This is a genomic window from Ruegeria sp. BK1, from assembly GCF_056535645.1.
Map to the genome: position 1 here is coordinate 60,203 of NZ_JBQFIS010000003.1, position 13,043 is coordinate 73,245.

The following is a 13,043-nucleotide window of genomic DNA, read 5'->3' on the forward strand; positions in this document are numbered from 1 at the left end:
CGGTCCATTCCACACATTCTATCTGCTTGATCGCAGACTCAGAAACAGCAAGATACCCCGGAATGCAACCCAAGGTCACGGCTGGGCATTGAAACCGGCGAAACTTTCCTGAATGAATGCGCCACAAGGCGGTTTCCGAAGAAGGATATTGATACATGCGTATTGCAATGATCGGCACAGGGTACGTGGGGCTCGTGTCGGGGGTCTGTTTTTCGGATTTTGGCCATGACGTCATTTGCGTAGACAAGGCCGAAGGCAAGATCGAGATGCTTCAGACGGGCGAAGTTCCGATCTATGAGCCCGGTCTGGACGTGCTGATGGCCAAGAACGTCGCCTCGGGACGGTTGAGTTTCACCACCGACCTCGCCGCTGCCGTAGATGGGGCGGACGCAGTGTTCATTGCGGTGGGCACCCCGACCCGCCGCGGCGACGGGCATGCAGACCTGACCTATGTGATGGCCGCCGCCGAAGAGATCGCCAATGCGCTGACCGGGTATACCGTGATTGTCACGAAATCCACTGTTCCCGTGGGCACCAACCGTCAAGTTCAACAGGTGGTCGCCGCCGCCAACCCGCAGGCCGAATTCGATGTCGCCTCGAACCCGGAATTCCTGCGCGAAGGGGCCGCCATTGATGATTTCATGCGGCCCGACCGGGTGGTTGTCGGTGTCGAAAACGACCGGGCCGCCGGGGTGATGGCCGATATCTACCGCCCACTCTACTTGCGCGATTTTCCGATCCTGACAACCGATCTGGAAAGCGCCGAGATGATCAAATACGCGGCCAATGCGTTTCTGGCGACCAAGATCACCTTTATCAACGAAATCGCCGGCCTGTGCGAACGTGTTGGCGGCGATGTCAAAGAGGTGGCTCGCGGTATCGGTCTGGATGGTCGGATCGGTAACAAATTCCTGCATGCTGGCCCCGGTTATGGCGGATCATGCTTTCCAAAGGATACCAACGCGCTGGCGCGGATCGGACAGGATCACGCCTATCCGATGCAAATCACCGAGACGGTCATTCGGGTCAATGACGGTGTAAAAAACCGGATGATCGACAAGATCCGGGATGCCTGCGACGACAGTTTCAATGGCAAGACCATCGCGGTGCTGGGCGTGACCTTCAAACCCAACACCGACGACATGCGCGACGCGCCCTCATTGACCATCGTGCCCGCCCTGATCGGGGGCGGTGCCCGTGTCCGCGTCGTCGATCCGCAAGGCCGCGCCGAAGGCGAGGCCCTGCTGCCCGGTGTCGACTGGTTCGACGATCCTTATGCCGCCGCAAAGGATGCGGATGCGGTCGTGCTGCTGACCGAGTGGAACGAGTTCCGCGCCCTGAACCTCGGCGATATGGCGGCCTCGATGACCTCGGCCAGAATGGTCGACCTGCGCAACATCTATTCCCGCGACATGGCCCTGAAGGCCGGGTTCGAGAGCTATTCCGGGGTCGGTCGCTAACCGTACAGCGGCACATCCGCCTGCGCGCCCTCGGCCAAAGCCTTGCTCTGGTCGCGCCGCACCTGGTCGTACAGAGCCAGCGATTCTGCTGAAAACAAACTGTTGGGCGGGGGAACGGGAACAAAATTGCTCTGCCCGTCGCGCCCACGCGCCAGCATGGCATAGTCCTTTTCGGCCACCAATTGTTTGGCATTGGGGTTCAGATACCGGATCGCCAACCCGATGCGCCGGTCGTCCGAGCTGTTCGGTCCTGACCCGTGGATCGTTAAACCGTGATGCAGCGACATTTGCCCCGGCGACAGCTCTATCCGGGTTTTGTCCTCCTCCAGCACCTCCACGGCGATCTCTTGCCCGCGTGACAGAAGGTTCGTGTCAGAATAGGTGTCGTTATGCGGCAGGATCGGGTTCTTATGGCTGCCCTGCACAAAATCCATGCAGCCGCTTTCAGGCGTCGCAGGCGACAGCGCGATCCAGGCCGTAACCTGATCCGGCGTCTCGCCCATACCCCAATAGGTCAGGTCCTGATGCATACCGACCGTGTGCGCTGTCCGCGGTTCCTTGACGAAAAATTCGGCTGACCAGATCATGATATCGGGGCCCAAAACGCCCTCGACCAGATCCAGAACACGGGGGTCCATGGCAACGCGGGCGGCCAAAGGCATTACAAGATGCGAATTGACCCGCTTATAGGTGTTCAACGGCAAAGGCAGATCGGCATCCAGCCATTCCCGCTCAATCTGTTCGAACTCGGCCCGCAGGGCGGCCGTTTCCGTGCCCGTGAAAACGGTCAGGGGAAACAAATACCCATCCTCCCAATACTGAGCGGATTGTTCGGGCGTCAGGGCGGTTTGAGCCATTGAGACAGGGTCAGACATGCGCGCTCCTCCTTACTGCATGTGATTGCAGCCTAGTTGATGCGTCATTAATGGCAGAGCACAGGTTCTTGCCCGTCAGGCTAAGTTCAGCTTAGTCTAACTGCCATGGCAGGCCGTATCCCATCGCTGAACTGGCTGCGCGTGTTCGAGGCCGCCGCGCGAACCGAAAGCTTTGCGCGCGCGGCAGCCCAATTAAACATGTCCGCCGCCGCCGTCAGCCAACAGGTCAAGGCTCTCGAGACGCAATTGGGCACCCCTCTGTTTCACCGCCATGCGCATTCCGTCACCCTGACCGAGACCGGACGCGCCTATCTGCCATCGGTGCAGCAATCACTGCTGATGCTGGAAACCGCAACGACCGGATTGTTCGGCGAAACACGCGAACAGCGGCTTTACGTGCAGTCGGTTCTTCTGTTCGCTCATGGGGTTTTGGCCGGGAGTCTGCCCGATTTTCACACGCAAAATCCCCATATCAACCTGTCGCTGTCGACCGGCAATCTGGACGCTGATTTCAGCAATCGTTTCACCGATCTTCAGATCGTGTTTGGCAATCCAAACCTCTTTGGCACGGAAAGCGATGAACTGGTGCGTGAAAGGCTGTATCCCGTGGCCCCGCCCGAATTGGCTGCGCAGATCGACACGCCGCAGGATTTGTTCAACTTCACCCTGATCGAGGTCTCGACCCACCGGGCAAGCTGGCCACATCTGTTCGAAACGCTACGCCTGCCTGCGGGCCAGGCGCGGTATTTCTTTGCCGACAACTCTCTTATCGCGGCCGAGCTTTCGGCGGCAGGCGCGGGCATTGCGCTTGCCCGTGCGCCCGCGTCAGACCGTATTGTAGCTCTGTCAGGCTTGGTTCCATGCCTCGACGGGATCGAGGTGCCGGGGCAAGAGGCTTATCACCTGATCTACCCGTCGCGCCGAACTCTGCGCCCTCCGGCACGGCGGTTTCGGGACTGGATCATGGATCACAGCGCGGCAGTCCAGACGCGGTAACGCCCCTGCCCGGTCACTTCACGGATCAGGCCGCGATCCGAAAACCGGTCGATATTGCGCTGAACCGCCGCGCGCGAGGCACCCGTCAACTCTTCGGCCAGCGGGGCCGACACCATGGGCCAGGCTGTCAGCGCTTCGATCAGTTTGGGCGGGGTGCGTCCGCTCAGGTCATCGGTCGCGGCGCGGGCACGAGTGTCCCAGGCGCTGACACGGTCCAGATGCAACAAGGCGGCCAAGGCGGCCTGCCCAAGACCCCGATACCACGCGCCCAGCTTTTCCCCGGTATCACCCATGCCGCGCAAAGCGCCAGGGCCAGACAGGGCCAATGGCATGAAAAGCGCGCCGCCCCGACCCATCGTGGCCGCATGGCGTGCTGCGATGATGGCTGCTTCGGTGTCGTGCCCGACGCCGGGTGAAACCGCACGCCACGCATGAAAAGCAATCGCGGCTTGCGTGACCGGGTGCAGCCCGTCTGCATGCCCCATCACCTCGGCCAGGTCGGCAATGGCCTCGGGCACTTCGTCGATCCCCTGCGCCATCCGGTCAAGAAAGGCTGTCACCCCGGTGGCCCATCCGCCCTCGGACGGTCCTGCACCTGATGTCAGACGCCGCACGGCCCAGCCGGACCGAAACAAAGCCTGCACGTCATCACCGGTCGCGCCGATCCGCAACCCGGTCCACAGCGCCAAGCGATCCACACCGATCCGATCACCAGTCCACCAACCCAGATCAGACACATCCATCAATGCCAGACGATGCGTCCAGCCTTTGGGACCAGCCCGTAGCCTTTCATCCAAGGCACCGAATGTGGCCGCCAGATCTGCCAGTTCTAGGGACAGCTCGGCCTGCGCCGCCCGCCAATCCCGAGGATCGAACAACAGCCTGCGATCCGCCTTTGGCCCGGGCAGGAAAAAGTCCTCCTCGGGTTCTTCATCGGGAGGCAGAAACCACAGATCGTCATCCTCGGGCGGATCGACATCATAGATACTGCCGGGGCCCAGCGTATCGTCGTCCTCATCGGGATCGGGAATGACAGGTTTGGTGGTCATACCCGACATATTTCGAGTATTTCCACCAGTTCACAAGACGATTCTGCCGCTTAGGGATCAGCTGGCGAAACTTGTCGTCAGAATATCCAGCTGCCCCTGCAACGGTGTTTGCGGGCTGCTGCCGATCAGCATGTACCCATATCCACCTTCAGACCATGTCGCGGTTGCAAGGCCGCTCAGCTCAGTAAGGTTCACATCTTTGCTGGGGGCGCCTTCGCCCTGACGGATGATGCAGAAGGCAAAGGGCTGACCCTGTTCATCTGCGAACACGACCTGAATCAACGGCTTGCCGTTGAACGACAGAACCTGCGCGCGCTTTAGCTCCATCCCCGGCAGGGCTTCCAGCGTGTCGCGGTTCAGCGACCGGCCCAGCTCGGCCTCGGCCAATTCGAACTGCGTGTCCAGCGCCTGAGCCGAATTGTCCAGCGAGGCAATCGTATCGGGCACATAAAGCGACTGGTAGATCGCCGCCTGTTCAGCCCAGCCCAGCGGCTCGGGCCGGGTGCTCCAGAAGGTTGCCGACACCGCCAGCACCGCGACCGAAGCGGCGACAGCCACCAAACGCCACGGGCTTCCGGAATGGTGAACAGAAACAGCCGACTGCGGTTCAGGCAGATCGACCTGCGGTGCCTCGGCGGGCACGTTTTCAAACACCGCCTGCACAACCGGTGCAAACGGATCCAGCGCCATCAGGCGCGCTTCCAGCTCGGGGTCGGCCGCAACCGCGGTTTCAATCGCGTTTGCCTCAGCCTCATCCACATTGCCTTCCAGATACGCTGTCAGCGTCTCATCGGAAAACTTCATTTGCCACTCCGTCGAACGGCGCTTGCAGCATCCTGCTGCATCACGGTTTTAAGTTTCTGCCGGGCGTTGGACAACCGGCTCATAATCGTACCAATGGGAACGTCCAGCATCGCCGCCGCTTCGCGGTAACTGTAGCCTTCGACAAAGACCAGCATTACCGTTTCGCGCTGCGCTTCTGGCAGTTGCATCACTTGGGTAAACACCTCAGCCGCGAAAATATTCGTTTCGGAATCGGAATCATGTGAAATTAATTCCGCCTCGGGCGTCACCGACAACGCCTGCGCCTTGCGGACCGAGCGCGAGCGCACCTCATTCAACCAGATCGAGCGGCAGATCGTCATCAGCCAACTGTCCAATCGATCATGCGAAGTCACCTGATGGTGACGCTCCAACGCACGCAGGCACGTGGATTGCAGCAGGTCATCCGCCACATCAGAGGCTCCGGACAAGGCAAGCCCAAAGCGCCAGACGCGTTTCGAATGCGTCTGTATCGCGCCGCGCACGGCCTGTTCGGAACTAATTTCACCACCCATTGAATAAATAGTGACCTGTGTGTGTTTGACATTCACGGATCGGGCCCGCGAGGTCAGGAATGTCATAACCTGTGGAGGAATGAAATGAAACTTATGTTGAAAGCAGTCACGATTGCGTCGGCAATTATTGCAACCCCGGCCTTGGCTGAACATTGGACCTTGTCGCCCGAAGGCTCGCACCTGGCCTATGGCACCATCAAGAAAGACACCGTGGGCGAAGTCAATTCCTTCACCAACCTGTCGGGCCATGTCAGCCCCGATGGCAAGGCCGAGATCGAGATCGACCTGTCCTCGGTCGAGACGAATATAGACATCCGCAACGAGCGCATGATCGAGCATGTCTTTCGCAATGCAGGCACGGCGACTTTGACCGCCCAGATCGATATGGACGAGGTGAAGGCGCTGGCCGTCGGTCAAACAGCAGTCGTTGATGTCGAAGCGGCACTGTCGCTGATCGGCACGGATGTTGAGTTTGATACTGAAATGTTCGTCCTGCGGGTTTCTGAGAAATCCGTGATGGTCTCGACCAACGACATGGTGTTTCTCAGCACGGAAGACGCGGGCGTAAATGCCGGGGTCGACAAGCTGATGGAGCTGGCCAGCCTTCCCGGCATCACCCGGACCGTGCCCATCACCGCACGCCTATTCTTCAACATGGACGAGCAAAAAGCCGACGCTGGGACCGCTGCTCCGGTTGAGGTCGCCGCTGTTGCCGCAGTTGAAGGGGATATCAAGGCGGGCAAAAAAGTTTATCGCAAGTGCAAGGCGTGCCATCAGATTAAAGAGGGCAAGAACGGTGTAGGCCCCTCGCTGTACGGCATCGTTGGCGCGTCGGCTGCCCAAGCGGATGGGTTCAAATACTCGGACGCGCTGAAAAGCTCGGGCATTGTTTGGGATGTCGAGACCCTGACCACTTTTCTGGCTGACCCCAAGGGCACTCTGCCCGGCAACAAGATGCAGTTCGCCGGCTTGAAGAAGGATGAGGACATCACCAACGTCATTGCCTATCTGCAATCAGAATCGGAAGGCTAACGCCGGAAAGCTGTTCCTTCGCCTGCCCCGCCGCGCTATTCCTGTCCATGGCAACATGGAAAAGGAAGGCGGGGCATGAGCGAAACGGTCAAACTGACTTTGGATGAGATCCACGGGCTAAGCCTGACCATCCTAAAAAACGCGGGCTATGGCCCGGACCATGCCACCGCCATCGCGGATTTGCTGACCACCTGCCAGATCGACGATTGCCACTCGCACGGACTGTTTCGCCTGCTCATGTGCGCAGAAACGATGGACGCGGGCAAGGTCGACGGCCATGTCGCGCCAGTCATCACCCCCTCAGACAATGCCATTGTCCGTGTCGATGCACGCGGCGGGATCTCCTTGCTGGCCTTTCATGAGGCCCTTCCCCACCTGATCGAGAAAACGCGCACGCACGGCATCGCCGCAATGGCGATCAACCGGTGTTTCCATTTCTCAGCCCTCTGGCCCGAGGTTGAACAATTGTCCTCGGCTGGGCTGGCCGCGATGGCGATGGTGCCCAGCCATTCCTGGGTCGCCCCAGCCGGAGGTACACGCGGGTCACTTGGCACCAACCCGCTGGCCTTTAGCTGGCCGCGTCATGGTCAGGATCCATTCACCTTCGACTTTGCCACCAGCGCCTTTGCGCGGGGAGAGATCGAGCTTTACCGCCGCGCAGGCAGGCCCCTGCCCGACGGCGTAGCGCTCGACAAGGAGGGCAACCCAACAACCGACCCGCACGCTGCGATGGAAGGCGCGATGCTGACCTTCGGCGGCTATAAGGGGTCAGCTTTGTCGATCATGATCGAGCTTTTGGCTGGGCCCTTGATCGACGATCTGACCAGTCTGGAAAGCTTGGCCTATGCCGACGGCACCAGCAGCGCACCTTATCATGGCGAGATCATCCTGGCCTTCGACCCCGCCCAGTTCAGCGGCGGCCGCGTGGACGAAAACGATGCCCGCGCCGAGCGGCTGTTTGCCGATATCACGGGTCAGGGCGCGCGCCTGCCCTCGCAACGGCGCTATGCCGCGCGTGCGCGCAACAGGGCGCGGGGCTATGCAGAAATCTCAAAAACGCTGCACGACGATCTGCTGGCTCTGGTCCGTTAGAATTCGACCTCTTTCCCTTGCCGGTGCCTGTGGCTAAGAAGACCCTCCGACCCAGTTGAAGGAGACCCCCTTGGACCGCATCGCACGCACCATCGCCGCCGAGATCAACGCCCGCCCCGATCAGGTAGGCGCTGCGGTCAGACTTCTGGACGAGGGGGCCACAGTCCCATTTGTCGCCCGCTACCGGAAAGAGGCGACCGGCGGGCTGGATGACAGCCAGCTACGCACCCTGTCTGAGCGACTGGACTATCTGCGCGAACTCGATGCCCGCCGTGACACGATCCTGAATTCAATCCGCGATCAGGGCAAACTGACCGACGACCTGGCCAAGTCCATCGCCGGGGCCGAGACAAAAGCGCAGTTGGAAGACATCTATCTGCCCTACAAGCCAAAGCGGCGCACCAAGGCGATGATCGCGCGCGAAAACGGGCTGGAGCCGCTGGCAGAGGCGATATTGGCCGACCGCTCTGCCGATCCCGAAGCGCTGGCCGGGGGCTATGTCTCGGACGCAGTACCCACCACCAAAGATGCCCTGAACGGTGCCCGCGACATCATCACCGAACATTTGACCGAAAACGCCGTCCTGCTGGGTGAGTTGCGCAGCTTCATGCAACGCGAGGCCCTGCTGACCGCAAAAGTAATCGACGGCAAGCAGACCGAAGGGGCCAAGTTCAGCGATTATTTCGACCACAGCGAACGCTGGGCCGATACACCCTCGCACCGGGCGCTGGCGATGCTGCGCGCCTCGAAAGAGGGGATCGTGACGCTCGATATTGCCCCCGACCCCGAAACCGGCGCCGCAAGGGCCGAGGCGATGGTCGCCGCCCATCTAGGCACGCGGACCAATTTACCCGGCGATCTTTGGCTTCGCAAGGTGGCGGGCTGGACATGGCGGGTCAAACTGTCTCTGTCGATGATGGTCGAGTTGATGGCCGATCTCAGAAGCCGCGCCCAGGACGAGGCGATTCAGGTCTTCGCCCGCAACCTGAAAGATCTGCTGTTTTCCGCCCCCGCCGGGGCCAAGGCAACGCTGGGACTGGACCCCGGTATTCGTACTGGTGTCAAAGCGGCGGTGGTCGATCCCACCGGCAAGCTGGTCGCCACCGACACCTTGTATCCGTTCCAGCCCAAAAACGATCTGCGCGGCGCGCAAGCCGCCATTCTCAAGCTGATCTCGACCCATGACATTGACCTGATCGCAATCGGCAACGGCACCGCCAGCCGCGAGACTGAAAGCTTTGTCGCCGATACTCTGAAACTGCTGCCAAGCTCGGTGAAAGCCCCGACCACGGTGATCGTCTCAGAGGCGGGCGCGTCTGTCTATTCCGCCTCGGAACTGGCCGCGCGCGAGTTTCCCGATTTGGACGTGTCCCTGCGCGGCGCGGTTTCAATCGCGCGCCGTTTGCAAGACCCGCTGGCGGAACTGGTCAAGATCGAACCCAAGTCCATCGGCGTCGGGCAATACCAGCACGATGTCGACCAGCACCGTCTGTCGCAATCGCTGGATACTGTGATCGAGGATGTGGTGAACGCGGTCGGTGTCGATCTGAACACCGCCTCGGCCCCCTTGCTGTCGCGCGTATCGGGTTTGGGTCCGGGTTTGGCCGACGCGATCGTGGCACATCGGGACGTGAACGGCGCGTTTGACCGCCGCGAAGACCTGCTGAACGTCGCGCGCCTTGGCCCACGCGCATTCGAGCAATGCGCCGGATTCCTTCGGATTAGAGACGGATCAGAGCCGTTGGACGCCTCTTCGGTCCACCCCGAGGCCTATGGCGTGGCGCGCCGCATCGTGGCCGCCTGCGGGCGCGACATTCGTCAAATCATGGGGCAGAAAGACGCCCTGAAAGGGCTGCAAGCCCGGCGTTTTGTCGACGATGCCTTTGGCCTGCCCACCGTGATGGACATCTTTACCGAGCTTGAAAAGCCCGGCCGCGATCCGCGACCCAGTTTCAAGACCGCCTCTTTCGCGGAAGGGGTCAATGAGATCACCGACCTGAAACCTGGTATGCGGCTTGAGGGCACCGTCACCAATGTCGCGGCTTTCGGCGCATTTGTGGATATCGGCGTGCATCAGGACGGGCTGGTGCATATCAGTCAACTGGCCGACCGCTTCGTCAAAGATCCGCATGAGGTCGTAAAGACCGGTCAGATCGTCAGAGTCTCAGTCGTGGAAGTGGACGTCAAACGCAAACGCATCGGCCTGTCCATGCGCAAGGATGGCGGGGCCGGTCAAACTGGGCGCGGGCGTCGTTAACAGATTATCTATTTGGGTTGCGTGCTCGGTTTCGCTAGGTTGACGGAAAATCACAGTCGGAGAGACCAGAATGCCCTCATTGTTCAGTCCATTTGACCTGCGATCTGTGTCGTTCAAGAACCGTATCGCGGTCTCACCGATGAGCCAGTATCGGGCGAATGAAGGCCGCGCCAATGATTGGCATCTGGTGCATCTGGGCCGGTTTGCCATGGGCGGTGCGGGGCTGATCTATGCCGAAGCGACCGCCGTCACCCGTGACGGGCGGCGCACGCCCGGCGATCTGGGTTTGTGGGAAGACGCCCAGATTGCCCCGCTGAAACCCATCGCCGATTTCATCACCCGCGAAGGCGCGGTGCCGGGCATTCAGCTGAGTCATGCGGGGCGCAAAGCCTCGGAGCGGCGTCCCTGGCACGGCGAAACTCCGCTGAATGATGAAGACGCCACGCAGCGCAAGGAAGCGGCTTGGCCTGCAATGGCACCCTCTGCCCTGCCCTATGCCGAGGGCTGGCCGACCCCGCGCGAAATGACCCAGGCCGATATCGAAGACGTCATCGCCGCCTTCGGTGCAGCGGCCAGACGGTCACAGGCGGCCGGGTTCAAGATGATCGAGGTCTATGCAGCCCATGGTTTTCTGGTGCATCAATTCCTGTCTCCGATCACCAACCAGCGGGCGGACCATTGGGGCGGAAGCGCGCAGAACCGGGTGCGCTTTGCCGTCGAGATCGCACGTGAAATCCGACGAAACTGGCCCGAGGACTATCCTCTGGCTTTTCGGTTATCGGCGTCGGATTGGGTGGACGGTGGCCTGACCGTCGAAGACACCGTTGACATCGCCAAGGCGCTCAAAGCTGCCGGGGTGGACATGATCGATTGCAGCTCGGGCGGGATCGGCGGCAAGGATCGCCCACAGCGGATGACCATCGAACAAGGCTTTCAGGTGCCGTTTGCATCACAAGTCCGGTCCTGGGCGGATATGCCGACAATGGCAGTCGGTTTCCTGTGGGACCCCAAGGTGTGCGACGCGGTGATTCAAAAGGGCGACGCCGACATGATCGCCGTGGCCCGCGAATTGCTGGACGACCCGAACTGGCCCCTGCGCAGCGCCGCTGCACTAGGGGCCGACCAGAACCATGCCCTATGGCCCGTCGAGGCCGGATGGTGGCTGATGAAACGCAACCGGCTATTGTCCAAACTGGGCCTGCGATAGCGCATCAGATCGCGCCTCGATGTCCAGCGAGGCGCTTCTCTGTGTCGAAAATGGCGTCGCCTGCGCGAACATGGCTAAGACGGACACATCCGATACAAATGATACACGTCTGGGGATATTCTGGCGGACAAGGGATCGCTAGCATCTGCGCCAAACTCGTAGTTTGTTGGTCAGGATTTAACGATGTCAGAATACCAGTTTGTCGAATCTGCCCCGTTTGAGACCGGGTTTTCCCGGATCTTTGACCAGCAGATCGCCCCATTCCTACGCGAGAAAGAAGTTGAACGTCAGGCCGCCGTCTCGCGCAGTATGTTCTGGATCAAGTTCTCTGGCGTTGTTGCCGTCGTACTGGCCGGATTAGGCGGGTACTACATTCATCCTCTTTTTGCGATTTTTCCACTTGCTTTCGGCGGGGCCGCGGCCTTGATCCTTTATCTGGAACGAGGCGGAAAAGTCAGTTCCGATGTTTCGAAATACATTCGCCCCATCCTGTGCAAATTCCTAGGGCATATGGAGCTGCACTCGGACGTACCTATGAGCTTCCTTCCGATTGGGCGCTTGGTTTCATTGCAAATCATACCTGAATCCGAACGCGTGCGCGAAAATCACGCGATCAGCGGCACCTGGCGGGACACTAATTACAAACTGCTGCAAATGAGCTGCTCGGACACTTACAGAGACAGCGACAACAAACGAAAGACCAGAACCCTGTTCTCGGGCATCGTGCTGGAAATCGACTGCCCGGCCGCATTGCCACGCACGGTCTTCGTCAAGGATTTCGGTGAGACCCTAAACAAGCTGTATAGCTGGGCAAGCCGCAACGTCTTGCCCCAACATCGCTGGGATCTTGGCCTAGAGGATGCCGAGAAGATCTTTGAGGTTTTTACCGACGACCCGCACCAGCTGGAACAATACGTCAAACCCGAATTCGCTTATACGCTGAGCGAGATCGCCAAACGCTACCAAGGTGGGCGCGACTATTGCTCAGCGGCATTTTCGGGCAAGAAATTCTATCTGGCGCTCAGCCTTCCCCACGGGTTTCTCAGCTTCAACCTTGGTGGTGCCCCGCTGAGTGAAGCGGATGAAACCATCCATCGCGCCTTCCGCGATCTGGTAATGCCACGACAGATCATTGATGCACTGCATCAATGAACGCTGTCGGGCGGCTCAGTCTTTCACCGATTGCATCGACACATGGGTCGAGGTGCTGTCCACATGCGGGAGCGTGGACACGACACGGCCCAAAATCTCACGGTAACTGCGCATATCCTTGGTGCGCAGTTTCAGCAGATAGTCAAAGGCACCCGCAATCATGTGGCATTGTTCGACCTCGGGCGCTCGTTGCACAGCTTCATTGAACTCAGTCAAAGCCGCTTCGGTGGTGATTTTCAGGCTAACCTCGACAAAGACCACCTGTTCGACCCCCAGCTTCGAAGGGTCCAGAATCGCGCGAAACCCCTGTATATACCCTTCCGAGATCAGACGTTTCATCCGCACCTGACAAGGTGTCTTTGATAATCCGACCCGCGCCGACAATTCCGTCACCGGAATACGTCCTTCACGGCTCAGAATACGTAGGATTTTCAGGTCATGTCGGTCTAGTTGACTATTTTTCTCTATTAACACGGTCTCAATCGCCAAAACTAAATAGAAAATTTGGTCAATAAACACGCCTATTTTGAAGCTTTAGTCAACATAACTTTCGGCGATTTGGTAAGATTATTTAAATCGAACGCGG

Annotated in this window: 12 protein-coding genes; 7 read left to right on the plus strand and 5 right to left on the minus strand. The window is 59.7% G+C overall.

Annotated features, from left to right (window positions below):
• Positions 1 to 155 precede the first annotated feature (155 nt).
• On the plus strand, positions 156 to 1,460 hold the full coding sequence (locus ACR3E7_RS21260) for a UDP-glucose dehydrogenase family protein (RefSeq protein ID WP_170789928.1): 1,305 nt from the start codon (positions 156 to 158) through the stop codon (positions 1,458 to 1,460).
• Here ACR3E7_RS21260 and ACR3E7_RS21265 read toward each other — a convergent pair.
• On the minus strand, positions 1,457 to 2,335 hold the full coding sequence (locus ACR3E7_RS21265; protein ID WP_170789927.1) for a phytanoyl-CoA dioxygenase family protein: 879 nt from the start codon (positions 2,333 to 2,335) through the stop codon (positions 1,457 to 1,459). The two genes, ACR3E7_RS21260 and ACR3E7_RS21265, sit on opposite strands and share 4 nt — an antisense overlap.
• A 105-nt stretch (positions 2,336 to 2,440) precedes the next feature.
• Here ACR3E7_RS21265 and ACR3E7_RS21270 point away from each other — a divergent pair, with 105 nt between their 5' ends.
• Positions 2,441 to 3,331, plus strand: coding sequence for a LysR substrate-binding domain-containing protein (locus ACR3E7_RS21270; protein WP_480503698.1), 891 nt, complete (start codon positions 2,441 to 2,443; stop codon positions 3,329 to 3,331).
• On the opposite strand, the gene ACR3E7_RS21275 is transcribed toward ACR3E7_RS21270, so the two are convergent.
• The 3 genes from ACR3E7_RS21275 to ACR3E7_RS21285 are packed head-to-tail and all read right to left on the minus strand — an operon-like array spanning position 3,304 to position 5,717.
• Positions 3,304 to 4,389, minus strand: a complete 1,086-nt coding sequence (locus ACR3E7_RS21275) for a helix-turn-helix domain-containing protein (RefSeq protein ID WP_480537186.1) — start codon at positions 4,387 to 4,389, stop codon at positions 3,304 to 3,306. The genes ACR3E7_RS21270 and ACR3E7_RS21275 overlap by 28 nt on opposite strands.
• 48 nt (positions 4,390 to 4,437) lie before the next feature.
• Positions 4,438 to 5,184 carry a hypothetical protein gene (locus ACR3E7_RS21280; protein WP_480503695.1) on the minus strand — a complete coding sequence of 249 codons (747 nt, stop codon included), beginning with the start codon at positions 5,182 to 5,184 and terminating at the stop codon, positions 4,438 to 4,440.
• Entirely contained in the window at positions 5,181 to 5,717 is a 537-nt protein-coding gene (locus ACR3E7_RS21285) for an RNA polymerase sigma factor (RefSeq protein WP_170789923.1), read from the minus strand. Before ACR3E7_RS21285 ends, ACR3E7_RS21280 begins: the two co-directional genes overlap by 4 nt.
• 84 nt (positions 5,718 to 5,801) lie before the next feature.
• Between ACR3E7_RS21285 and ACR3E7_RS21290 the strand changes: the two genes are divergently transcribed.
• The 5 genes from ACR3E7_RS21290 to ACR3E7_RS21310 all read left to right on the plus strand — a co-directional run bounded on the left by ACR3E7_RS21290 (position 5,802) and on the right by ACR3E7_RS21310 (position 12,457).
• Positions 5,802 to 6,749, plus strand: a complete 948-nt coding sequence (locus ACR3E7_RS21290) for a c-type cytochrome (protein WP_480503692.1) — start codon at positions 5,802 to 5,804, stop codon at positions 6,747 to 6,749.
• Positions 6,750 to 6,824: 75 nt separating this feature from the next.
• Complete coding sequence (locus ACR3E7_RS21295) at positions 6,825 to 7,841, plus strand: Ldh family oxidoreductase (protein WP_480503691.1); 1,017 nt, start codon at positions 6,825 to 6,827, stop codon at positions 7,839 to 7,841.
• A 70-nt stretch (positions 7,842 to 7,911) separates the two neighbouring features.
• Positions 7,912 to 10,098: a Tex family protein gene (locus tag ACR3E7_RS21300; protein ID WP_480503690.1), complete on the plus strand. Its 2,187-nt coding sequence runs from the start codon at positions 7,912 to 7,914 to the stop codon at positions 10,096 to 10,098.
• Between the two features lie 70 nt (positions 10,099 to 10,168).
• Complete coding sequence (locus ACR3E7_RS21305; protein WP_480503689.1) at positions 10,169 to 11,305, plus strand: NADH:flavin oxidoreductase/NADH oxidase; 1,137 nt, start codon at positions 10,169 to 10,171, stop codon at positions 11,303 to 11,305.
• A gap of 183 nt (positions 11,306 to 11,488) precedes the next feature.
• Positions 11,489 to 12,457 carry a DUF3137 domain-containing protein gene (locus ACR3E7_RS21310; protein WP_170789919.1) on the plus strand — a complete coding sequence of 323 codons (969 nt, stop codon included), beginning with the start codon at positions 11,489 to 11,491 and terminating at the stop codon, positions 12,455 to 12,457.
• A 15-nt stretch (positions 12,458 to 12,472) separates the two neighbouring features.
• Here ACR3E7_RS21310 and ACR3E7_RS21315 read toward each other — a convergent pair whose 3' ends face one another.
• The gene (locus ACR3E7_RS21315; protein WP_480506612.1) at positions 12,473 to 12,976 is read right to left on the minus strand and encodes an Lrp/AsnC family transcriptional regulator; all 504 of its coding nucleotides are present in this window, start codon (positions 12,974 to 12,976) and stop codon (positions 12,473 to 12,475) included.
• Positions 12,977 to 13,043 lie beyond the last annotated feature (67 nt).